This is a genomic window from Algoriphagus winogradskyi (genome assembly GCF_900182815.1).
Lineage (GTDB): Bacteria > Bacteroidota > Bacteroidia > Cytophagales > Cyclobacteriaceae > Algoriphagus > Algoriphagus winogradskyi.
In genome coordinates this window covers 899,038-922,603 of sequence record NZ_FXUA01000001.1, presented here as the reverse complement: position 1 = coordinate 922,603, position 23,566 = coordinate 899,038, and the positions used below count along the sequence as shown (strand labels likewise).

The 23,566-nt window shown below is 41.5% G+C and carries 16 protein-coding genes; 5 read left to right on the top strand and 11 right to left on the bottom strand.

Annotation, left to right across the window (positions count from 1 at the left end; all coding sequences use genetic code 11):
- The first annotated feature begins 78 nt into the window (after nt 1–78).
- Both QOL76_RS03860 and QOL76_RS03855 read left to right on the top strand, forming a co-directional pair.
- Entirely contained in the window at nt 79–1,581 is a 1,503-nt protein-coding gene (locus QOL76_RS03860) for a S1C family serine protease (RefSeq protein WP_283411706.1), read from the top strand.
- Between the two features lie 236 nt (nt 1,582–1,817).
- Nucleotides 1,818–3,110 carry a serine hydrolase domain-containing protein gene (locus QOL76_RS03855; RefSeq protein WP_283411705.1) on the top strand — a complete coding sequence of 431 codons (1,293 nt, stop codon included), beginning with the start codon at nt 1,818–1,820 and terminating at the stop codon, nt 3,108–3,110.
- A 440-nt stretch (nt 3,111–3,550) separates the two neighbouring features.
- Here the strand turns inward: QOL76_RS03855 and QOL76_RS03850 are convergent, their stop codons facing one another.
- Complete coding sequence (locus tag QOL76_RS03850) at nt 3,551–5,080, bottom strand: SulP family inorganic anion transporter (protein WP_283411704.1); 1,530 nt, start codon at nt 5,078–5,080, stop codon at nt 3,551–3,553.
- Nucleotides 5,081–5,645: 565 nt separating this feature from the next.
- Nucleotides 5,646–7,070 (bottom strand): DUF6600 domain-containing protein, encoded by a 1,425-nt coding sequence (locus tag QOL76_RS03845; protein WP_283411703.1) that lies wholly within the window; start codon nt 7,068–7,070, stop codon nt 5,646–5,648.
- 1,234 nt (nt 7,071–8,304) lie between these two features.
- Between QOL76_RS03845 and QOL76_RS03840 the strand changes: the two genes are divergently transcribed.
- Complete coding sequence (locus QOL76_RS03840) at nt 8,305–9,525, top strand: cation:proton antiporter (RefSeq protein ID WP_283411702.1); 1,221 nt, start codon at nt 8,305–8,307, stop codon at nt 9,523–9,525.
- 116 nt (nt 9,526–9,641) lie between these two features.
- Here QOL76_RS03840 and QOL76_RS03835 read toward each other — a convergent pair whose 3' ends face one another.
- The 6 genes from QOL76_RS03835 to QOL76_RS03810 all read right to left on the bottom strand — a co-directional run bounded on the left by QOL76_RS03835 (nt 9,642) and on the right by QOL76_RS03810 (nt 18,367).
- A complete protein-coding gene (locus QOL76_RS03835) occupies nt 9,642–10,082 on the bottom strand; it encodes a carboxypeptidase-like regulatory domain-containing protein (protein ID WP_283411701.1) in 441 nt (146 codons plus the stop codon).
- 235 nt (nt 10,083–10,317) lie between these two features.
- Nucleotides 10,318–11,292, bottom strand: coding sequence for a DUF3887 domain-containing protein (locus QOL76_RS03830; RefSeq protein WP_283411700.1), 975 nt, complete (start codon nt 11,290–11,292; stop codon nt 10,318–10,320).
- Between the two features lie 129 nt (nt 11,293–11,421).
- The gene (locus QOL76_RS03825) at nt 11,422–12,855 is read right to left on the bottom strand and encodes a DUF1501 domain-containing protein (RefSeq protein WP_283411699.1); all 1,434 of its coding nucleotides are present in this window, start codon (nt 12,853–12,855) and stop codon (nt 11,422–11,424) included.
- 390 nt (nt 12,856–13,245) lie between these two features.
- Entirely contained in the window at nt 13,246–15,657 is a 2,412-nt protein-coding gene (locus QOL76_RS03820) for a DUF1549 domain-containing protein (protein WP_346771396.1), read from the bottom strand.
- Between the two features lie 649 nt (nt 15,658–16,306).
- Nucleotides 16,307–17,101, bottom strand: a complete 795-nt coding sequence (locus QOL76_RS03815; RefSeq protein WP_283411698.1) for an SDR family NAD(P)-dependent oxidoreductase — start codon at nt 17,099–17,101, stop codon at nt 16,307–16,309.
- A gap of 264 nt (nt 17,102–17,365) precedes the next feature.
- On the bottom strand, nt 17,366–18,367 hold the full coding sequence (locus tag QOL76_RS03810) for a Gfo/Idh/MocA family protein (protein WP_283411697.1): 1,002 nt from the start codon (nt 18,365–18,367) through the stop codon (nt 17,366–17,368).
- A 209-nt stretch (nt 18,368–18,576) separates the two neighbouring features.
- Here QOL76_RS03810 and QOL76_RS03805 point away from each other — a divergent pair, with 209 nt between their 5' ends.
- Nucleotides 18,577–19,335, top strand: coding sequence for a DUF6503 family protein (locus QOL76_RS03805; protein WP_283411696.1), 759 nt, complete (start codon nt 18,577–18,579; stop codon nt 19,333–19,335).
- 86 nt (nt 19,336–19,421) lie between these two features.
- Here QOL76_RS03805 and QOL76_RS03800 read toward each other — a convergent pair whose 3' ends face one another.
- The 3 genes from QOL76_RS03800 to QOL76_RS03790 all read right to left on the bottom strand — a co-directional run bounded on the left by QOL76_RS03800 (nt 19,422) and on the right by QOL76_RS03790 (nt 22,029).
- On the bottom strand, nt 19,422–19,931 hold the full coding sequence (locus tag QOL76_RS03800; protein WP_283411695.1) for a heme-binding domain-containing protein: 510 nt from the start codon (nt 19,929–19,931) through the stop codon (nt 19,422–19,424).
- Between the two features lie 99 nt (nt 19,932–20,030).
- Nucleotides 20,031–20,264 (bottom strand): hypothetical protein, encoded by a 234-nt coding sequence (locus tag QOL76_RS03795; protein ID WP_283411694.1) that lies wholly within the window; start codon nt 20,262–20,264, stop codon nt 20,031–20,033.
- Between the two features lie 304 nt (nt 20,265–20,568).
- The gene (locus QOL76_RS03790; RefSeq protein ID WP_283411693.1) at nt 20,569–22,029 is read right to left on the bottom strand and encodes a Gfo/Idh/MocA family protein; all 1,461 of its coding nucleotides are present in this window, start codon (nt 22,027–22,029) and stop codon (nt 20,569–20,571) included.
- A 409-nt stretch (nt 22,030–22,438) separates the two neighbouring features.
- On the opposite strand from QOL76_RS03790, the gene QOL76_RS03785 reads away from it, so the two are divergent.
- Nucleotides 22,439–23,563: a Re/Si-specific NAD(P)(+) transhydrogenase subunit alpha gene (locus QOL76_RS03785; RefSeq protein ID WP_283411692.1), complete on the top strand. Its 1,125-nt coding sequence runs from the start codon at nt 22,439–22,441 to the stop codon at nt 23,561–23,563.
- Nucleotides 23,564–23,566: the final 3 nt, after the last annotated feature.

The window sequence follows — 23,566 nt, the reverse complement described above, 5'->3', positions numbered from 1 at the left end:
CTAGCCACTTTTTCAGGTGTAATATTTGGTTCTTTTCGAGTATTACCCTAATAACATTAATTATTAAAATTTAAAAATATGAGCAAAAGACAATTCTTTCTGGGAATGCTTCTTGCCTCTTTGATCGGAGGCATAGTTGCCTTAGCGGGCGTCAGCTTTCTAGTACAACCACAAAATGCAACAAGCTTCGATGATAAGCAGCCGGCTAGCTTTGCAAACTTACTTTCGGGGGAAGACTTTACCGTGCCTGACGGGATCAATTTTGTAGCTTCTGCAGAAGCAGTAGTGCCCGCTGTTGTTCACGTCAAAAGTCAGATGACCTATACTGGAAATAGTAGAGGAAGAAGAGATCCTTTACAGGAGTTTTTTGGAATCCCGCCTAGAGAAGACCAAAATAGAGGTGGAGAAGGTAGAACTATGATGAGTTCCGGCTCCGGGGTAATCATCTCTCCTGATGGCTATATAGTTACCAATAATCACGTGGTTGAAAATGCCAATAGATTAGAAATCTCTCTTGACAACAATAAGCGTTATGTAGCCAAAGTTATCGGGACAGATCCTACCACTGATTTAGCGTTGTTGAAAATTGACGGAGAAAACCTGCCTTTCGTGAGATTCGGTGATTCAGACAAAACTCAAATTGGTGAATGGGTGCTTGCTGTGGGTAATCCTTTCGATTTGAACTCTACAGTTACTGCAGGTATTATTTCAGCAAAAGCCAGAAATATCAGAATTCTGGAAAACGTTGAGAATAACCTTTCCGTAGAGGCTTTCCTTCAGACTGACGCTGTAGTGAACCCTGGGAATTCCGGTGGAGCGCTGGTTAATTTAGCAGGAGAACTAATCGGTATCAACACTGCCATCGCAAGTAGAACAGGTACTTTCAATGGCTATTCATTTGCTGTACCAAGTACCTTGGTGAAGAAAGTAATGGATGATCTCATGCAATATGGTACAGCACAGCGTGCCTTGCTGGGAGTTAATATCCAAAATGTAAGCCCTGAGCTAGCAGATTACCTGGACACCGAATTCCCTGTAGAGCAAGGGGTATATATAGGTGGCGTCAACGAAAATAGTGCAGGAGAAGAAGCAGGACTGAAGATAGGAGATATCATTATCAGTGTAGACGGTAGAGTGACCAATAACGTCGCAAATCTACAGGAAATGGTTGCTAGAAAGAGACCAGGTGATAAGGTGGAAGTGGAATATATCCGTGATGGAAAAACCTACAAAGCGAAAGCTACATTGAAAAACTTCTCAGGAACAACTGATATAGTAGAAAAAGTAATCCCAAAAACCTTTGAGTTTCAGGGTGTCAATTTTGAAGAAGTTCCTGATCAAATCAAAAGGTCGCTTGAGTTATCCGGTGGCGCACTGATTGCTTCTGTCAATGGTCAAAAATGGAGAGAAGCTGGAGCAAGAGAGGGCTTTATTATCACTTCTATCATCACAGAAAGTGGTAGAGTCAAAATATCCGGAGTTGACAACTTACTAAGTGTATTAGAAGATACTCAGGGTGACGATATCGTAGTACTTGGTATGTTCCAAGACGGAACAGAATATTATTTTGAATTGAATTGATATACAACTGAGCGTCTACATTAGGCAGGCCGATGAATTTTCATCGGCCTGTTTTTTTTGTTACACTTTTTTGACTGCTTTATGTGCCGTTTAAGGTTGCTGATAACATTGACAAATGACTGGCTCCCATTCTTATTAAATTCTCATTTTCCCCAGTTTTCCTGCCATTTTTTCCAGCGGGATAGATTTCTTAGTGAGATTAACTACTTTACTTTTCAATCAAACCCATACAACCCATGAAACAGTACCTCGGCGCGCTCGGAAGCCTAGTTTTTCTGCTAGTATTAAGCGTTAATACACAAGCTCAAAGTCCATCAACCGTCCTTGCACCTACAGGAAAACAACCCCTTCAAAGTATTTCTTCTGCACGTTTAGAGAGAATTGACCAGATGCTGGATCAAACCCTGGCTGATAATCAGGTTCCCGGTCTAGTGGCATTGATCGTGAAAGATGGTAAAATAGTCTATCACGAAGCTAAAGGATTAGCTGATGTGCCTTCCGGTACTAAAATGGCTAAAGATCAGATTTTTAGGATTGCTTCTCAGTCCAAGGCAATTACTTCTACTGCCGTAATGATGCTTTGGGAGGAGGGGAAATTTAAGTTGGATGATCCCATCTCCAAGTACATTCCAGAGTTTGCTAATCCTAGGATTTTGTCTGGATTTCGATATGCGGATTCTTCTTATTCTTCCAGACCTTCACCAAGGGAAATCACCATTAGACATCTTATTACCCATACTTCTGGGATAGGTTATGGGGTGATAGATGGAAATGAGCAGATGAAAATGGTCTACCAAAAAGCCGGGATTGTGGATTTGTTCACTTCCGAACCCGTGAAGATCAGCGATAACATTAAAAAGCTTGCACAGCTACCACTTCACCACGAACCAGGCACGAAATACACTTATAGCGAAGGGTTAGATGTGTTGGGATATTTTATAGAAGTTGTTTCAGGAATGCCATTTGACCAGTTTCTGAAAACGCGAATTTTTGATCCTATGGGAATGAGTAATACAGGATTTTATCTGAATGAGGCTCAAGGGAAAAAGCTGGTAACAATTCATAGAAAAGTAAACAACCAATGGGAATCCTTTCCTGTAACTTTCTATGATCCTGATTATCCTAAAACTGGCGCAAAGACATTTTTCTCGGGAGGTGCCGGCCTATCTTCTACTGCCGAAGACTATGCTAAATTCCTTCAAATGTACCTGAATGGAGGAGCGTATAATGGAACTCGATTCCTCAGTCCAACAACGATAAAAACTATGATGAGTAATCAAGTTGGCGATATGTTAGGAGATGGAGGAAAGGATTATGGATTAGCTTTTGGTTTGGTGGATGAAAAAGGAGTAGCACAAGGGGGACTTGGAAGTTTGGGTACCTTCGATTGGGGAGGATATTTCAATACTCAGTATTTCGCTGATCCCGTTACAAACACGATTGGAATCTTAATGAAGCAAACCCAGGGAGGAACAGGCGATGAGTCCGCTTGGAAATTCAGACAAATGGTTTTCTCTGCGATTGAATAATGAGCTGATTTGAGATTCGAGAATAGGTTTTTTATTCTAAATCCTTTCGTGAGAGACGAATCGAGGCTAAGCTGAGCGGCTAAAAACCTACCATACAGTTGTCCCGTCAGGGACTAGCTGTGGGTAGAAAAATAGAAAAGAGAAAACCAGCAGAGCCTTTAGGTACGGCCCTGTATTAACAATTTTAGAACTGTACCTAAAGGCACAGCATTATATTAAATCATTCAAAAGCTACCCATAGTTTGCCCCGACGGGGCAGTGTTACTTCCTAAAGTCGCGAGAGATCGCCAGCGATGAATTATACTCATTGGGGAAAATAGGATTGATCTATGATGAAATACAAAAAGGGAAGTCGATCAACTTCCCTTTTCAGTTTAATATATCTTATTGAGCTGAGGGCGGTTTTATCCGTGTCCTCTGCGAATCTTTGCGGTTAAAAATCAAACCTTATCCACCGCTAATTTATACGTAGGGTCTTCGATTACATTAATATCGATGAGTTCATCTGCGTTTTCCAGCAGTCTTCTACAGTCAGGACTTAGGTGCTTCAAGTGTACTTTTTTACCAACCTTGTGATAGCGCTCCGTCAATTTATTCAAGGCTTCAATAGCTGACATATCAACTACACGACTTTCCTGAAAGTCTATGATCACTTCTGCCGGATCATTGAGCACGTCAAATTTCTCGTTGAAAGCAGCGATTGATCCAAAGAATAATGGGCCAAACATTTCGTAGTGCTTCACTCCGTTGGCATCGATATTCTTTCTTGCACGGATTCTTTTGGCGTTATCCCAAGCGAAAAATAAGGCTGCTAAGATCACGCCTACCAGTACTGCCAATGCCAAATTGTGTAGAAACGCAGTAATTAGCGTTACCAAAACCATCAGGAAAACATCTGATTTTGGCATTTTGGTGAAGGTTCTCAAGCTAGCCCATTCAAATGTTCCAATAGATACCATGATCATCAGCCCTGTCAATGCTGCCATTGGCATCTGCTCGATCAAGCTGGATCCAAACATGATGAATACCAATAGCATCACAGAAGCAACTATGCCCGAAAGTCTCGCCCTTGCACCGGATGAAATATTGATCAAACTCTGACCAATCATAGCACAACCACCCATTCCAGAGAATACACCGGAAAGCATATTTGCTACGCCTTGAGCTACTGCTTCTTTGTTTCCACGTCCACGGGTTTCGGTGATTTCGTCAATGATATTCAAAGTCAATAAACTTTCGATCAAACCTACACCTGCTACAATAGCTGCATACGGAAAAATAATCTGAAGTGTCTCCCAAGTCAATGGAACGGCAGGAAGGTGAAAAGGAGGGAAGCCACCTTTGATAGCGGCGATATCACCTACGGTTTTGGTGTCGATATTTAAGACAGTTACCAGTCCGAAAACAACCAAAATGGCTGTCAAGGAAGCAGGAACAGCTTTGGTTAGCTTTGGTAATCCCCATATGATCAACATAGTCAACAGGACAAAGCCAAGCAAAATATAAAGTGAAGAACCTGTCAGCCAAGCACCGCTAGCATCTTTGAACTGGTCCAATTGGGACATAAAAATGATAATGGCAAGTCCATTAACAAATCCAAAAATCACCGGATGTGGCACTAGACGCATGAGTTTTCCTAGTTTCAAAGCTCCAGCAGAAACCTGAAGAATGCCTGCAAGTACAACTGCAGCGAATACATATTCTACGCCGTGGGTAGCTGCCAATGTGACGATTACCACAGCTACAGCGCCGGTAGCACCAGAGATCATTCCTGGACGACCTCCCAAAATGGAAGTGACCAATCCCATCATAAATGCGGCATATAAGCCAGTCAATGGGGAAAGTCCGGCAATCAATGCAAAGGCAACTGCCTCAGGAATAAGCGCCATGGCAACCGTAAGTCCAGAGAGAACTTCGGTTTTGTAATCTACCTTTTGACTGAAGTCGAATAAGTTGAAGTATTGTTTCAAGGTGTGAATAGGTTTGACGACTGAGGTCGCGTGTGTTGAAAACAAGCTGCAAAGATAGACAAAAACTGCAATTCGAAATTTTATTTGGTAAGATGGGTTTGTTGTGTCGCTTTAATCAAAGACTGGATTCTTTTGTTTGTTTTGGTTTTCGTCATTGCGAAGGGCATACGAAGAGTTTATTTAATTCAATAATGATTTTGCCCTGAAGCAATCTGTTTGAGTAGTGTCCTCGGTTGAATGCTGTTCTACTTTTAGGTAAGCAAGAAGATATGGTGCAAGTCCAATAGCTTGTTGGACAAATTTATTAAATCATAATATGAGCCTTTGAAGGGCGATGCTTATTTCATTTCCTTTATCATACATCAACTGTTTTTGGCGAAAAATCTTCTTCTCAATTCACTCCTTTTCTGCCAAACAGCAAAAAATAAATATTCCCCTTTTTCTACCCATATTTCGTCCCTAAGGGACTTTCCTATTTCATAAAATGGACTTATCTAATTACGCTTGTAGGCTAAAAAAAAAGGATAGCCATTTGGCTATCCTTTTCACTTTGGTTTAACTGGGTTTAATTATTTCCTCTTGTTTTTGAAGTGGTTCTTGAAGAAGAACTAGTAGTTGTTCTACTTGAACTCTTGGTAGGGGTAGAAGACCTTGAAGGCGCGCTTTTTACCTGAGGAGTTGATCTACTGGAGGAAGATTGAGTTCTAGACTGAGTTGATCTCGTAGGTGCACTAGACTTTACTTCAGGTCTAGAAGAGCTACTTGGCTGTGTCCTAGATTGAGTCGAACGCTGCGCAGGAGCAGATTGAGTTCTTGGCTGAGTCGAACGCTGAGTAGGAGCTGGCTGAGTTCTAGATTCATTAGATCGTTGAGCAGGAGCAGAACTTTGTGTTCTCGTAGGGTTAGATCTAGTCTGGGACTCTCTGCTTGACGGAGTAGAAGTTCTAGTTTCACTACTTCTAGAGTTGCTAGGCGTAGCGGTTCTAGTTTGAACTCCGGAGTACGGCTTTGTCTCAAAACTTCCACCACGACTAGACGATGGGGTAGTGGATCTCACTTCTGAGTTGCTAGAACGGGAAGAGGAAGTTCTTTGGCTAGATCTGGTAGTTCCCGCAGGAGTAGTAGCTGATCTTCCGGATACAGTTTCAGTTCTGCTATTTCCTCTGGATGGTACGGATGCAGGTTGTGTTCTGCTTTGTCCGTTTGCAAGTACTCTAGAAGGTCTAGCTGCAGCGGTTGTTCTTCCGCCGCTGTTTAAGTCTGGTCTATATACATTAACGGTATTTCTGGATACGGTATTTCTCCCGGCAGCTCTTGCAGACTGCACGCTGTGTACAGGATAGGTTGTTCTAGTTACGCGCTGAATCTCTCTTCTTGAAGGTCCTGCATAGTATCGGTTGTTATTATAAACTACCGTGTTATTAATGATTGTGGTATTGTTATAGATTTTGACTCTTCTAGCGTATGGCACATAGTAGTTGTATACATTGTGGTATGCAAATCTATTTTGTGGTACAAACAACCAGTATGCAGTAGGAATGTTGATCCTCACATTGACAGAGAATCCAGGGCCCATAGGGGCCCATCCGTAGTATCCGCCACCAGTTCTCCAGTCCACCCATGCTGGTCCCCAGTCATAATCAGGGATCCATGCCCAGCTACGGAAATTGTCATCATAATACCATCTACCGTAGTGAAATGTCGCCCAACCCCAATCGTAATCCGAAACCCAGGTATTTCCATATTCCGTCATCACCCAGTGTCCGTTTGTTCCATAAGGATGGAAATCATCGTACACAGCAGGTAACCATACGTAGCCATAACGGCCATCTTTGACCCAATCACCATAAGGCATCAGTTCGTCATAGAATACTTGAAATGAGACACCGTTCATGTCATCAGCTGAGGCATCAGATGGGCTAAGCCAAAGCAAAGCGACAAAGCCCATCATCAAGTTTCTCATCCAGTTTGGTACTTGTAGCGTTTTCATATTTAGTGGGTTTAGGTGTAAATAATATTGGTTTGGTATTTCTTTCCGGTTGTTGGCTTTCTAAGGCTTCCTAGTTAGGTAGATGCAATTTTCTATAAAAAGGATGCATGCATACTAAAACCAAAATCACGCCAACTTTTCAGGGCTTATCTAAAAAGAACTAGTCTATGGAAGTGGTTTACGTAAAAAATTAAGTCAATGGTTGCGTTAAATCTTAATATTACCTTAAGATTGATGATGAAAATTAAAACTTATATAAAAAATTTAATTAATCTCTTTTGGCCTTTTAAATAATTTTTTGGATAGATTTAAGCTTTTGCCAGAAAAAACCCGGATTCTACGGTATTACTTCTTTAAAATAAAAAGTATTTTTTCTTGAAAAATTACATTCGGAGGAGAATTAATTATGTAAAAAGCAAAACTTGCTCTCTTCACAAGGATCCTTTCTTTGCTACTCGATTAAAAAGTTATCCTCAGAAGGTAATTAATTGCCTTCTGAATGTAGATGTGAGATTCAACTATGATGTAATCTTACTATGCTCAAATTGGCCAAGGTTAAATAGGATGAATGGAATATCGGCTGGGTGCATCCCAATAAATTTTTGATGCAACTTCACCCAACTGTACTTTTCGAATTGTAATTGATTTTGATCTAGGTGACCAATTAAAAATTGGATTGGATAGGTGTAGATATAATCTAAACCTAGTGAGTTCAAGGCCTTTCTACGCTTAGTCGGGGTAAAGTCCAAGCTACTCTATCGCTTGGTCTAATCAATTTTTTGTTAGCTGCCCTTCCGGTAGAGAAAAGAGATTGTGGGATATTTAGCAACATATTAAGCAGTATTTGACCCGCAGAGTATCATCAATGGGCTAAAATGTCGCTGCAGTGCAATTTTTCAAGCTGGCTAAAAATTTGCCTTTATCTATTTTCAAGTCCACAAACCAAAATAAAATATTATGTATATCCCCTTTTCTACCAGTAAGGTGGCAAAAGCAATGTAAGATATGTTAAACTTAAAAATTGAGGCCACTTCAGCCTGTTCCGTTAGTACGGGAGTCTTCGGTCATTGGTCTTCCAGCCTGATAAACAAAGAATCTAAGCTGACTGGCATCATTGCGGATAATCATTTAAGATATTTAATAATGGTATAAAGTATCACGAAAATTCTCTTTCTATTAGCCTACTTGTTGCCATGCAGATTTTGAACCCAATAGCATTGATTAATTTCCACTTATGAATTCGTTTATTGTTTCGCTTTTTATCATTGGGCTCGTGACTTTTTCTATGGCATGGATGCCTTTCGTTTCCAAGAAACTGAAGGTGTCTTATTCGGTGTTTTACATGGTTGCGGGTGTTTTACTTTATTGGCTTTTTCCTGATTATCTGCCAAATCCCCTGCCACAGGAGAATGAATCTGCCGTTCTCCACTTGACAGAACTGATAGTTATTATTTCTTTAATGGGTGCGGGACTGAAAATAAAACGCACTTTTTCTCTAAAAAATTGGAGCCTGCCTTTGCGATTGGTCTTTATAGCTATGCTCTTGGGGATAGTGATAGCCACTTTGCTGGGTTATTTTATGCTAGGCCTGAATTTGGCTGCGTCCCTTTTATTGGCGGCTGTAATAGCACCTACTGATCCAGTGCTCGCTTCGGATGTTCAAGTAAGTCCGCCTAACGAAAAGAAGGGTCCGGAAACAAAATTTGCCCTAACTGCCGAAGCTGGAATTAATGATGGATTGGCTTTTCCATTTACCTGGCTAGCCATAACTGTTGCCTCAATAAGTGCTGGAAGTGATGATACGCTGTGGGGTTGGTTTTCCTACCATTTTGTTTATCAAATCGCCGTAGGATTAGTTGTAGGTTTTTTGTTGGGCAAGGCAGTGGGTTACTTACTATTCACTTTCTCTAAAAAGTATAAGTTTTTGGAGAAATTAGACGGATTCGTTGCGCTATCCATGACTTTGTTCGTCTATGGATTTACAGAATTATTGCATGGCTATGGTTTTATAGCCGTTTTTGTAGGCGCATTAGCTCTTCGTAGCTATGAAAAAGATCACGAGTACCATGAATCCATGCATTCGTTTACAGATCAAATCGAGAGGATATTTGTAGTCCTACTTTTGATGCTTTTTGGAGGGGCTATCTCATTAGGAGTGCTAGAAAATCTAAGTTGGATTATGGTGTTTTTCGTGTTGTTATTTTTACTTGTGATCCGGCCGGTAGTAGGTTACTTAAGTTTACAGGGAGCAGCCATATCAAACAGGGAAAAAATCACAATCAGCTTTTTCGGTATCAGAGGTTTAGGGTCAATTTTCTATCTGGCATTTGCCTTTCAAGAAGTAGAATTTGAGAATAAAGATGAGCTTTGGTCTATGGTATCGCTGATGGTGGCTTTGTCTATTTTGATTCATGGACTTACAGCAAGTATGGCAATGAAAAAAATTGGCGATTGACAGAGTATGGAGTGCCCTGTCCCTAGGGGTGTAATTACCTCGGCTTCTGTTCGGGATTACATCTAGCAACCTCACCGCCAAGTCTACGCTTAGTGTGGTTTGTTGGGTTCAAGCGTTTAATCTTCACTGAAGATATAAGCCACACAAGGTGTCCTTGACTTAAAAACACCTTTCTCAAATGCTTCCTTATGTCGTTCATTTAATTTTCTGAATCTTTTATATCGTTTCCTATTAACTCTCTTCATTGTCATGAAGTCATAGGAGCTTGCCACCATCATGATAATCTCCAGGTTGTCGCAGTTGTTTAGAATCTGAACCGTTGTCAACTCAAAACCTATAAAGCTGAATTGCAATTGCTCGGTCTCAGCGGGGAGTTCTATTTTAAAATTCCCGTTTATGTCAGTTGTCCCAAGTTGTACGGTGTCGCGATTCTGAATTCTCACCTGTGGAATGGTCGTCAGTCCGAATTCGTCAATGACTTTTCCAGAAATTGTTCGTGTTTGTCCAGTTGAAAGAAATGGAATTAAATAGATTGTCAGAAGTATTAAATGCCTCATTCCTAGTCTTTGGTAAATTGTACATTGACTTGCGCCCAACGATTTGCAGCTACTATGACTGGGGGAAATTTGCAACTTCACCCTTGTATAAAAATAAATTTGAAATTGATAAGGATATTAAGGTGTAGATACAATCTACACCTAGCGCCCTCAACGCCTAATCTACTCTCAGAGGGGGGCGTAGATACAGTCTATCCCTAGCAGCCTCAATGCATAGTTTACACTTAGATGGGTTTTATGGATTTTTAATTTTCTCCCCTTTTATTGGTGAGTAATCCGTTTTCAATTCTCCATTCACTATTATTTCCTCAAAATAGGCTTTCGCTCCAGTAGCTTTGGTCATGTCTTCTAAATTCTGAATATGGAAATGTAGGTGGGCTTCTGAAGAATTGCCTGAATTACCACAAAGACCTAATAAGTCGCCTTGTTTTACTTGTTGACCTTGCTTTACTACAATTGAGTTTTGTTTGAAATGTGCAAAGAATAGATATTCATTATTTGCAGTCTTTAAAATGACTGTATTCCCAGGTATGTAAATAGAATTCATCTCACCTGGCACATTGTCTTTGACTCCGTCTACCACCAGTACGACTTCTGCGTCTGCAGGAGCAATCAGTTCCTTACCAAAGGCATAATAGTCTTCATTTTGCTTCCCGTCTGTTTTAAAGGACTTCCCGTCTTCATCGATGACCAAAATGTCAAAGGCATTTTTTTGAGCGATATTTTCTACATGGTAATTCAATTCCTTGGTGTCACCACCCCAAAACACCGTCCATTCACCTTTGAATGGTAAGATCAACTTAGTTTCGTTCCGCACAAGGGTTGGGAGTTTGCTATCTTGATAAGGCTTCACAAACAAGCCATTTATTTTATTATCTCCATCAACCGAAATATTGACAGCAAAAACGGCTCGCTCAAAATTTGTCTTGTACGAAGCATAGGTGCCATTTTCGTACCTGATGAATTCCATCTTTTCAATAGAACCAGCCTGGCTTTTTATTCCCTTTACAAATTCTGTAGTCTTCTCTAGCGGTAAAGCCGCTTTCATTTGTGAAGAGAATAGGTCAAATACCTTCTGATATTCATCTGCATTAAAAAACTGTTCAAATTCAGCAGATACTTTCTTATAAGTTTCTTTCTCACCCTGCCCGAAGCTTATTAATGGGAGAAGTAAAAGTGCTAGCAAGGATATGGTTTTGAGGATGTTCATATTGATGCGAAAGATAAGTGTGAAGGCTTGAGATGGAGTAGATTGGGTTTGGTATTAGTAATGATCACTTCAAATTACACTACCTAACATTGTCCTACAAATCTTAGTTAAAAAAAGGTTGGGTTTGGATTAGGATCCTTTTTGCAACAAATCAAACTCCACCTTCCCATGTCCATCTGGCGTGGTGAAGAATGGGCGCTGTTCGATCTCGTAATTGGTTTCTGGAGCTATACCTAAGGCATGATAAACGGTCTGGTGAATGCTGTCGATTTTGATCGGGTTTTCTATGCTTTTGCAAGGACGCTCATCTGCGGTTTTGCCATACACATGACCCTTTTTGATTCCTCCACCAAACATCAGCATGGAGCAGCCATCGGTAAAATGCCTATGCATTCCGTAATTTTTCATGTCTTCTATGATATCAGGCACTTCCACCTGATCTTTTACTTTCAGCCCAGGTCTTCCTTCTGTCAGCATATCCCGGCTAAACTCAGAAGCTACGATCACTAGGGTTCTATCCAGTTTCCCGCTTTCATCCAGATCAGAGATAAGTTGGGCGATAGGAGAGTCGATTATCTTCTTCATTTCTGTCAATCGGGTATGTCCATTGTCATGCGTATCCCAGCCTTTGAAAGGCTCATACTCGGAGGTGACCGTGATGTATCTGGCACCCTGATCCACCAGTCTTTTTGCCAGCAGGCATCCCAGCCCAAACTTACTGTTGTTGTACTTGTCATAGCTTTCCTTGGGCTCCAGACTTAGATCAAAAGCCTTTGCCTCAGGAGAATTCAGCAGAATGTACGCCTGCTCCATGGATCGCTTCAGTGATTCTTTTTGATAGTCCGATCCATATTCTCCCATCGCTCCAGCAGAAATCAGGTCTTGGTAAAGTTGGTTTCTGGATTCAAAACGCTGCGTGGACATGCCGATAGGAGGGCGCACGCTTTCCAAACCAGCCGAAGGATCTGGAATCAAAAATGGGCCATGCTCAGAACCCAGAAAACCGGCACTGTGAAAAGCCTTCAGTTCCTCACCTTCACCCACAGAAAATCGCTGACCTATATTAATAAAGGAAGGAATCACAGGATTTAAGGGGCCGAGTTCCTTGGAGATCCAAGAACCTAAATGCGGTACGACTACGGATTGTGGAGGTTCGTAGCAGGTGTGGAAATGGTACTGGTGGCGTGTATGAAGAATGTGACCCAGATCTGCCGCCACGTAGGAGCGGATCAGCGTTCCCTTGTCCATGATTTTGGCGATGGATTCCAAACCTTCAGAAAAGTGGATTCCATCCAAGGCTGTCGGAATAGAAGGGAAGGTGCTGAGCACTTCCTTGGATTCCATTCCCTTGCGAAATGGGGTGTATTTCTTTGGATCGAAGGTCTCGGTGTGCGCCATTCCCCCAGCCATGAAAAGTAAGATCACCGAGTCTGCCGTTGCAGGGATTTTGTCCACTCCGCAGGAAGACAACAACCCCGCTAATGGAGCGCCCATCCCCATGGTTGCCATGGCTGCAGCTGAGGTTTTTTTGATAAAGTCTCGACGGTTAAGTGGTGTTTTCATGGTTTGGTTAACTCTCTTTTTCCCGCAGATTATCGCTGAAAAGAACCGCAGATAAACGCAGATTTACTATACTTAATTTATTTACTACAACACAAGATCAGCGAAAATCAGCGATAGTTTTCTGCGCTGATCTGCGGGAAATCATTAATCTCTTACAGATTGCTTCGTCGTGCCTTCTCGCAATGACGATACTCCCGTCTCCTGTCTTCCGTCTATTTTTTTAAATCCCCCTTGCCCTCCGCCGCGGCGGAGGGAGTAGCCTCAGTTGCACTTCATTCATTTCCTTTGAAAACTTAACTCTTTTTGCTGAAGAGAAATGCAGTGCCTCCTACAAATGACGACACTCCCGTCTTCTGTCTTCTGTCTCCCGTCTCCTGTCTCCCGTCTTTTTCACTCCACCATCTGAAACTCCGGCAACAATATCACCGCCCAGAATAAATCCTGGATTTTAGCAGCGTCTGGTTTTTCGCCTAAAGCCGATTTTGCGATCGCCAGTTCTTTCTCGTTTGGTTTTCGGTTAAGTGCCTTCAGGTATAATTCTTCCGTGATCTGAACAGGATCGCTGAGTTGTGTCTTCCATTTTTCCGCTCCTTTGTGCAAAGCAGTATTCAGGCGCTCTCCATTTGTAAGTTCCAGTGCCTGCAACAAACTCCCCTGCGCTTCCCTGCTTGTCGATACAATCTCACGATTTGGTCTTCCCAAAGCCGTTAGGAAAGGATTATTAGCGACAAGGGATGCTCGCGCAAAGGATGGAGTTGCCAATTCAGGTTGCTGAAGCTGGAAGGGATTGTACTTGATTTCCTCCTCCGTGAAAAGAGGATAGACGATTTCACTAACGGCATCAGAAAACTGCTCGGCTGTCATCCGCTTACGTACCATTCCGCTGAATTTGTAATCGTCGGCCATCACCTCATCGTAGGATTCATAACCAATGGATTGGGATTGGTAGATTTTCGAACTTGCAATCTGGTAAATCAGCTCCTTGAGGTCATAGCCATTTTCCACGAAATCCGAAGCCAGCCAATCCAGTAAATCCTGACTCCAAGGTTCGTTGTCCATTTCATCGACGGGCTCTACGATTCCACGCCCCATAAGCTGCTTCCAAACCCGATTCACAATCGTGCGATACATTCTTCCATTCGCTGGCTGTACCAATCGATCAGCGAGCTGTCGGAGCTTTTCTGCCCTGCTCGCTGCACTGTCTATATCTCCAAGTTCTTCCCAGAGGATTTTGGTCTTAGCCATCTTCCCGGTAGGTACTTCACAGCGACTGACTTCCAGCGTAGAATCTGCGAAAATATTGGCAAAAGCATAAGACTCTTCCAGTTTCCAGTCAGAGATAAAACTGTCATGACAGGAGGCGCATTTCAAATTCAACCCTAAAATCACCTGTCCCACATTTTGTGCAGCCTGCATTTCGGTTCGCTGACTTGCATTTACAGTTCCTCTCCATTTAATTCCCTCGATAAAGCCCTTGGACTTTTCAGTTGGATTGAGCAATTCCTTCACGAATTGGTCGTATGGTTTATTAGTACGTAATGAAGTATATAACCAGTCTGTGATATTATAACGGCCTTTGGTGATGTAGCCCGTTCCCGTATAGTCATTGCGCAAGGCGTCATTCCAGAAAGTGAGCCAATGAGTGGCATAATCATCCGATTGATTTAATAAATCCTGTAGCCAGATGCTTCTCTTGTCAGGCCGCGAGTCAGATCTGAAATCATCCAGTTCTTGTGGGCTTGGAATCATTCCGGTGATGTCCAGATAGATCCTGCGGAGATAAGTTTTGTCGTCCACGACGCCTTTCCAATCCAACTTGTTTGCCTGGAAATATTGATCCACCCAGAGATCTATTGGGTTTTCCATGCCAGCTTTGTAAGCGGGTAGGGTAGGATTTCTCGGAGCCAACTCCGCAACACGGTATACTGACTGCTGGGCAGCGCCATCTGGCCAAGGAGCTCCTTTGGCAATCCAAAGCGCGATCAAATCTCGTTCGTCTTTGCTGAGTAGTTTGCCTTTGGAAGGCATCACCTCCTTGTGATTCTTGCGGAGGTTAATTCTGCGGATGATCTCACTTTCCCCGGGATTTCCAGGGATTAGAATTTGGCCATTTTCGCCTCCGGCAAAGACAAACTCTTTTTCATCCAAGCGTAATTCTCCTTCGATCTTTGCTCCGCTGTGACATTTGTAACAATTATGCGCCAAGACCATCCGAACTTCCCCGATGAGTTTCATCTCTTTGTCAGGAGTTAGTTCTGTGTTGTAGGAAGCAAGGTTGATCGGAGCTTTTTCTATTTCTGAATCATCCTCTTTGTCGCTAGGCAAAACCTCGGTAAGGAAATCCTCCCCGTGTGTAAGTGAACCTCCAAAATGTCCAGCAACTGATACGGATATGGCAGTTAAAAAAAGTGTTGCTCTAAAGGCTATTATCTGAGTAGGGTTGGGGTTGGTTCTGATTTTGGATAGGAAGAATATTGTAACAAGACTCAGAATCGCGGTTCCAATTCCTATCCATTGGTGCAGATCCAAAAGTTCGCCGGATGTCCCTTCATTTGTTGCCAAAAGCCAACCCATGGGAGCAGCTATAATTGCACTAACAGCGCCAATAACCGCTAAAATCAGAATTCCAGGCCTGATCTTGGAATTAAATTTCCCGAAGGTGAAGAGCTCCATCAAAGCCGCTACCACTATCAGCGCGATAGGGAAATGGACGATCAGAGGATGAAGCCTACCTAGGAATTGCCAAAGCCAAAAAGCAGGTTCTTCTACTACTTCAGTCTGTCCAAATGCTGAAAAATTAATAAAAAGTGAACCTCCTATGAGAAGGAGGAATAATGGAGGTGAATAATGGGTTTGAGATTGATTTTTCAATGCAGTCCTCTAAATAAGAATTTAACAATAAGCGCTCAGGATTAGGAGCTTACTTATCTTACAATTGAAAAATAGTGGTTTTGTTGAGTAAACCTATCCTGTTTGTGGGTTGATTTGATGAATGGGGAAAGATGTTAGAAATTTTGTTGGGCTTCGACTTCGCTCAGCCTGACAATTCTACTTTGATGCATTTTGGCTAAAGCCTTCAGACTTGCGCCTAATGTGCTGTCCCAAAAGGCATAGCAATTATTGCTAGACCTTATTTAGCTACCAAGAGTTTGCTCCGATGGGGCAATTGTTAAATTTGAATCAGTCAAAGTCCAGCTTCTGGAGAAGCAGGATAACTCTGGAGTTTCGCACCTTCAGAGCTTCAGGATAATAACTAAATCGCTTCCCTGCACTTCGTACAGGGTCATGAATTGTTTCGCACCTTCGGAGCTGTAGTACCCATGCTCTTTGTACTCAACCCTTTGAGCGGTTGATAAAATGGAAAAGCCCTGTCTCTACGTGAAACAGGGCTTCTGAATTGATTTTCTGTAAGAATAAAAATATTACTCCATTAGTATCAGAAGTGCGAATCTTACAGAATTGACTTTACTAGTCCGCCTTCTACCCGTATGGCTGCACCGTTCGTCGCCGAAGCCAATGGACTGGAGTAATACACTACGGTATCCGCCACTTCATCCACAGAAGCAAAGCGCTGAATCAAGGAAGTTGGTCTCATATCCTGGAAGAATTCTTCTTCAACCTTTGCTACGGATTTACCACTTGATTTTGACATGTCTTCGAGGAATTTACCCACTCCTTTTGATTTGGTAGGGCCAGGCATTATTGTATTTACGGTGACATTTGAACCTTTAGTCAGTTCTGCCAAACCTCTTGATACAGCCAATTGGGCGGTTTTGGTCATTCCGTAATGGATCATTTCGTCTGGGATGAAAACTCCCGACTCGCTGGATATAAAGATGATTCTACCCCAATTTTTTGTAAGCATTTTTGGAAAATACTGTCGGGAAAGACGGATTCCGCTCATGACATTCATTTCGAAGAATCGAAACCAGTCCTCGTCAGGAATATCCGCAAATGCCTTTGGCTCAAAGATCCCTGCATTGTTGATTAAGATATCTACTTCCGGTAGGGCTTGAAGCAAACTATCAACTTCTTCAACTTTAGAGAAATCAGCTGGTATCCCTGTGACTTTATCCGATCCAGTTTCTTCTTTCAGTTCTGAGATGGCTTTATCTATACTTTCCTGAGATCTTCCGTTGATGATGACAGTAGCACCTTCTACCAAGAATCTCTTTGCGATAGCAAAACCAATTCCTGCTGTAGATCCACTGATGAATGCTTTTTTGTCTTCTAATTTTAAATCCATTGTTTGTGATGATTAAAAATGAATAGTTGAAAAGTAGCGAAGTGCTACATGCTAGAGTAAACTATCTAAGCGTTAAGAAAATTCGGAAGAGTGGAAATAATCTCGAGAAAATTAATTTTTAATGCTGCTATTTTTGGCCTCTCGAAATTGTCAGAACGTTTCGATTCGTGACAAAGGTGGAGGCTGAAATGCAAAGCGAGGGTGTTTTTTTGGTTAGTGAGACATGAGATGAGGCTAAGACATTAACTGAACAGCTTAAATGTATTATATTCTTTCCTTCACCAACTGATCCATTACCCAGTTTGATCTGGCTCCACTTTCACCAGTGCTGTTGCATGTTTCGGTGCCTAATAAATCGCCAACAATAGTTTTGATCAAGGGTTGCTGTATATGTTTTGGTAGTTCGAAGGAAAATTTCTCAAGACCTTTTTCATCAGTTTCCAGAATGAACTCCCCTTTGCCGAAGGTCTCAAAGCTGATTTTGCCTTTGCTACCGTAAATGATGGTTTGGTCTAATTCTGCATTTTTGGATGTGGTAAAACACCAGTTTCCGGATCCTAAAACCCCACTTTCAAAAACAAAATTACCTGTCACAATGTCTTCGGCTGCGTAGGTTTTTGCCTGATTGGAAGCAAATCCATTCGCATGGGTGATTTTTCCGAAGAAAAAGTCCAGCAAGTCTAATTGATGAGAGGCAAGGTCAAAGAAATATCCACCTCCGGCTAGCTCTGGATCAACGCGCCAGTTGGTCTCAACTTTGGTTATTAAACTCGCGTCCAGCTTTTGTTTGAGATTGATGTGGACTGTACGGATTTTACCCAAAACTCCTGCATCCATCAATTCTTTGATTTTCAGGAAGTGCGGAAGTTCTCGTCTGTAATAGGCGATGTATAGCGGGACGTTTGCTTGCTTACACACCTCGATCATTTCCAGGCATTCCAGATGAGTTCTAGCCATCGGCTTTTCCACATACACGGGTTTGCCAGCTTTGGCCGCGATAGTGGCTAATTCGAGGTGTGCATTGGGAGGTGTAGCAATGTAAATCGCATTCACCTCAGGATCATTAATGAGATCCAGAGCGGAAGTGTACCATTTACCTACTCCATGTCTTTTGGCGTAGTCTTTTACTTTTTCCTCAGAGCGGCGCATCACCGCGACTATTTTACTATTGGGAATGAGGTTCATGGCAGGTGCAGATTTGACTTCACAGACATTTCCCACGCCTAAAATTCCCCATTTGACTTCGTTATCTTGGATTTTGCTCATGTTTTAAAAATAGGTGATACTGCGTAAAGAATAGGCATTAATCCTAAGATAGTTATTGGTTCAGCTAGTTTTTGCTTAAACAACCACTGAAAGTAAGGTTTGTAAATGTGGGATTGAAAAAGCTAGATAGTAATCTTTTGTATGCTTGACGACGAATAATGCCATGGGTAATGTTGTTCAGTAAATCATTTTCCGGCACTTTTACTCTTATGAAGAATTTTATCCTTGTTAGTTTATTACTATTTGGTTTGTCAGCTTGTGGTGCTCAAGATGAAAAGCAGTACGATCTTAAAAAACAACGTATCCCGCAGGAATTGTGGGATGTGTTGGAAGCGCATGGTGGCATAGAGAATTGGGATCAAATGAAAACCTTGTCGTTTTCTATTCCAAAGGAAGGCTTTGATGAAGTGCATACGATAGATCTACATTCTAGAATGGATAGAGTAGTGGCGCCGGCTTATGACATAGGTTTTGACGGAGTTTCTGCTTGGTCATTGAATAAGGCTGAAGAATATAAGGGAGATCCCTCTTTCAGGCATGATCTGATGTTTTATTTTTATGCCATGCCTTTTGTTCTTGCTGACGAAGGGATCAATTATGAAACAGCTGAGCCGATGGTTTATGAAGGAATAAGCTATCCTGGAGTGAAAATCACCTACCAAGCCAATGTGGGTGAGGCCCCGGAAGATATTTACTTGCTTCATTACCATCCAGAAACCAAGAAAATGGCCTGGTTGGGATATAAAGCGACTTTTGGGGAAGAATTGAAGCCAGGCCCTCCAAGCTGGATTAGGTACGATGAATGGGCTGAAGTAAATGGGGTAAGCTTACCGACTTCTATTGCATGGCAAAAGCTCGAGGACGGAGAAATAGTTGGGGAGCGAAATAGAGTCAATTTCACCAATATTTCTTTATCAAAAGACAGTAAAGAGTCCTCCTTTTATAAAAAGGATGGGGCTGTAGATTAGGAGAAAACTTCCTAAAAAAAACAGGCTCAGAGTTATCTGAGCCTGTTTTTTTATTTACGAGTTAGAATCCTAAACGATTAAAACTTCTACTGCGCTGGAGGAGGACTTCTTCTCTTCATTACCAAGCTATCCGCTGGATAGGTGGCTTTCAGATATGCCATCTGATCCTTTGCCCAATCGATAATCACCTTTCTATCTGCATCCGACAGATTAGCTTCAGGATGTAGTCCGAAATAGGTATAAGATTCCAAAGGCATCTCCTTCTCTTCAACCATTTCAATCGTTTCTTCCAACTTATGATTCTGATAAGCCAGTGGGCGATTGGTGAATTCGTCAAAATTTAGATGTCTTTTGCCATCTTCTATATGATGGTTTAGCCAATACCCGACAGGTTCTATTTTCGCATACCAAGGGTATTCCGATTTATTTGTGTGGCAATTGTTACAAGCATTCACCAATAACTTATCGACATTGTCCGGAACATTATAGCTACCCGATAACGGGGCTGCAGCTGGAGAACCCTCATTTTTTTCATAAGGGATAAACTGAATGGCTACTAGAATAACTAAGAGAACAATTCCGACTTTTTTTAACATGGCTAAAAGATTTTCTTGTTAGACTTGGGGTAGTAGGGAAAGTTTAAATTTTTATCAGAAACTATTAATTTTTGGATAAACGATACCCTTGCTAGTCCACTATTTTTTGTGCCAGGATTTGCCTTTATTTTTAGAATAAAAACTTCCTTTAGGCCCTTCTGCTAGCAATTCTTTACCACCATCAGCTAATTCTGAAAATTCTCCTGGACTTGCTGGATTTCCCATATAACGTAGAGCCCAAGTTTCACCCTCATCTACAGAGTATTCAATTTTAAGCGTGTTGGTTGGGCAGATACGAATTAGCTCTTTCCCCTTTTTAATCATTTGTGCCATTTATCAATTATTTAATTCCTGCCAATCTAAGAATGCTTGTCGTTTAAAAAAAAACTAAGCAAAGTATTTATGGATAAAATCCAATTTTTTTTAATACTTATTTACAGAATATTTTTTGGTTTTAGGCCATAAAAATTCTATTTCCTGCTCCACCATAAACTTAAAATTCACTTGACGAAAGAAAATTTAGTATGCTGAATTAGGCTAATTCTTGGACAGGGTGTGTTGGTATATTCATTTAAATATCGAAACCCGTCCAATGTCAACTTGAACGGGTTTCGAATGATTCATTTTTAGGGAAAAATTACATTTCCCAGCCTTCTCTGTAGGTCCTTCCAACAAATTGATTGGCTTCTTCAAAGTTGGTGATCAGTAGTTTATCTCCGTCCCAAAGTAATTTCTTTCTACCATAAAATTCCATTTGACCTTTGGAGTTTTCTCTGCGAAGCATATAGCTTCGGATGGCTAGGTTACCCATTAATACAGTTTCAGTCATAGGTCCGGCATAGTCGAATGAAGATGTCAAGCCTTTGTGCTCCTTGCTACCGAAACCTGCTTTACATGCATCAACCCATTTTCGTTGATGTCCGTACTCTGGTTCAATATTTTCTTCCGTTTGAGGGCCAAACTCCTGAGTGCCGTCATTCAGATAGAGTTTTGGCATCAAAGGAGATGAATCATTGATGTTAGTAGCGATTATTCCTTTTTCACCTATAATCAGCACGCCGTTAGCACCACCGCCGATTTCCTGATCTGCAGGGATAATATCCGGATGTGCTGGTTTGATACCGCCATCCATCCAAGTCATGTTGATAGGTGACTTGCTTTTCGGAGTTGCCGCAAAATTCAAAGAAATAAAAGAAGAGGCCGGGCAGCCGTCAGGATGATAATCTGGCGTCCACATTCCACTGTAAACAGACCCTACACTACATTCTGCATCGGTTGGATAGTGTAATCCCAAGGTTCTAAATGGGATATCGATCAAGTGACATCCTACATCGCCTAGCGCCCCAGTACCATAATTCCACCAGCCTCTCCAACTGAACGGATGAAGTCCTGGAGTATAAGGAATCTCCGGTGATGGGCCTAGCCACAGATCCCAGTTTAAAGCGTCTGGTTTAGCACTAGGATTCGGCTTAGGGAAAGCACCGCCTTGAGGCCAAACTGGTCTGTTTGTCCAAACTTCCACTTTGGAGATTTTACCGATTTTATCGTCATCTACCCATTTCTGGACAAGTTTCAAAAGCTCATTTGAACCACCTTGATTTCCCATCTGAGTTACTACCTTTTGACTTCTCGCCATTTCGGTAAGCATTCTTGCTTCTTTGATGTTATGTGTCATTGGTTTCTGCACATATACATGCTTACCGCGCTCCATTGCGTATTTAGCAGCAGGACCATGGACATGATCTGGGGTGGAAATTGTCACTGCATCGATATCCTTTTCTGTGTCCAGCATTTTGCGGAAATCCGCATAAAGTTTTGCGTCTGGGAATCTTTCTACAGAAGCTTTGGCAGAACCGGAAAAATCAACATCACATAGTGCAGTTACTCGTTCTCGCCCATTCACTGAGGCATTTCTGATGTCACTGGCTCCTTTTCCACCAGCTCCAATAGCAGCTAGATTCAATTGATCACTAGGGGAAATAAATCCTACACCGCCTAATACGTGTCGGGGAACAATCATAAAAGAAGATGCAATTGCTGCATTTTTGATAAAATCCCTTCGGGTTTGTCCCTCGGAATTTTTCTTTGGTTTGCGCATGAGGTTATTAGTTTAAAGTCAAATAAGTATTCTAAAATAGGGATTTATTTTCATGGAAGAATCCTCTTTGTTGTTAAACAATAATTATCAAATGACTAAGGGTGATGTATGAAATCTCCTTAAAATCCCAATTTTAGAAATAGGGGGTACTTTCTTCTTACTTATTTTAAAAAAAAGAATTTTCGCTGAGAAATCCGGTTAAAATTTGTTGTGCAATCGATGGTATAACTGGTTGATTTCAAGTTTTTTGGTTAAAGTTTTATTTTATGGTTTTTCTGTTTGTCAAAATAAAATATCAAGAAATAGTAAAAAAACAGGATAAAGCAGGTAGTGCATGCCAGAATTTCCTACTTTATTTGAAGCATTGAAATGAAATAGCATTGAAATAAACAAACTCAACTAGCCTAAAATGAAAATAGGAGTTTTAAAAGAGACAAAGGAGGGTGAGAATAGGGTAGCACTTACTCCGGATGTCATCAAGCAATTGATCAAAAAGGGATTTTCGGTCATTGTAGAGCCTGGTGCTGGTATTGGATCCAATTTTTCTGATATGGATTATAAGGATGCAGGTGCCACCGTTGGTGATAATATTGAGGTATTTACTGCAGATATTTTATTAAAGGTGAACCTCTTTACCAAAACAGAAGTAGCTCAGATGAAGAATGGTGGTGCATGTATGTCAATCATGTATGCTTATAATCATCCTGAAATCCTTGAAGAATTGAATAAGAAATCCATCACTTCCTTTTCCATGGATGCTGTACCAAGGATTTCTAGAGCCCAAAAAATGGATTGCCTGAGTTCTCAGGCTAATCTTGCTGGCTATAAATCTGTGATTTTGGGAGCAAATTACCTCGAGAAAATTTTTCCATTAATGATGACTGCTTCCGGTACGATTACGCCTGCTAAAGTGTTGATTTTCGGTGCGGGTGTAGCTGGACTACAAGCGATCGCGACGGCCAAGCGCTTGGGAGCTGTCGTAGAAGTGTCTGATGTGCGTCCCGAAACCAAAGAACAAGTGGAGTCTCTTGGCGGTAGATTTTTGACTGTAGAAGGAGCAGAAGAAGTGAAGGTAGAGGGAGGCTATGCTGCTGAGGTTTCTGCTGAGTTTTTACAAAAGCAAAAGGAACTTATTCAAAGTAAGATCAAGGACTCAGACTTAGTTATTACCACGGCTTTGGTGATGGGGAAGAAGTCTCCCATTCTCGTAACTGAAGAAATGGTGAAAACTATGAAAAAAGGGGCTGTTATCGTTGATATGGCAGTGGAGTCTGGGGGGAATTGTGAAATTTCTGAAAAGGACCAAATCGTGAAAAAGCATGGAGTGACAATAATCGGTGAATCTAATTTGCCTTCCTTGATGTCTACCAATGCCAGTCAGCTTTATGCAACTAATATCAGCACGTTATTGCTGCATCTGGCTACCAAAGATGGATTTAATCTAGACCGGGAGGAGGAAATCACCAAAGGTGTTTTGATCACTTATGAAGGTCAGGTAGTGCATGAATTCACCAATAAAATATTAAATAAATAAGAA

Bases quoted from the DNA above. Each gene is read 5' to 3' on its own strand.
- QOL76_RS03845 (WP_283411703.1), bottom strand. From the start codon at position 7,070: ATGAAAACGCTACAAGTACCAAACTGGATGAGAAACTTGATGATGGGC.
- QOL76_RS03830 (WP_283411700.1), bottom strand. From the start codon at position 11,292: ATGAACATCCTCAAAACCATATCCTTGCTAGCACTTTTACTTCTCCCA.
- QOL76_RS03805 (WP_283411696.1), top strand. From the start codon at position 18,577: ATGAAGAATTTTATCCTTGTTAGTTTATTACTATTTGGTTTGTCAGCT.
- QOL76_RS03785 (WP_283411692.1), top strand. From the start codon at position 22,439: ATGAAAATAGGAGTTTTAAAAGAGACAAAGGAGGGTGAGAATAGGGTA.
- QOL76_RS03790 (WP_283411693.1), bottom strand. From the start codon at position 22,029: ATGCGCAAACCAAAGAAAAATTCCGAGGGACAAACCCGAAGGGATTTT.
- QOL76_RS03810 (WP_283411697.1), bottom strand. From the start codon at position 18,367: ATGAGCAAAATCCAAGATAACGAAGTCAAATGGGGAATTTTAGGCGTG.
- QOL76_RS03855 (WP_283411705.1), top strand. From the start codon at position 1,818: ATGAAACAGTACCTCGGCGCGCTCGGAAGCCTAGTTTTTCTGCTAGTA.
- QOL76_RS03860 (WP_283411706.1), top strand. From the start codon at position 79: ATGAGCAAAAGACAATTCTTTCTGGGAATGCTTCTTGCCTCTTTGATC.
- QOL76_RS03835 (WP_283411701.1), bottom strand. From the start codon at position 10,082: ATGAGGCATTTAATACTTCTGACAATCTATTTAATTCCATTTCTTTCA.
- QOL76_RS03815 (WP_283411698.1), bottom strand. From the start codon at position 17,101: ATGGATTTAAAATTAGAAGACAAAAAAGCATTCATCAGTGGATCTACA.
- QOL76_RS03840 (WP_283411702.1), top strand. From the start codon at position 8,305: ATGAATTCGTTTATTGTTTCGCTTTTTATCATTGGGCTCGTGACTTTT.
- QOL76_RS03800 (WP_283411695.1), bottom strand. From the start codon at position 19,931: ATGTTAAAAAAAGTCGGAATTGTTCTCTTAGTTATTCTAGTAGCCATT.
- QOL76_RS03795 (WP_283411694.1), bottom strand. From the start codon at position 20,264: ATGGCACAAATGATTAAAAAGGGGAAAGAGCTAATTCGTATCTGCCCA.
- QOL76_RS03825 (WP_283411699.1), bottom strand. From the start codon at position 12,855: ATGAAAACACCACTTAACCGTCGAGACTTTATCAAAAAAACCTCAGCT.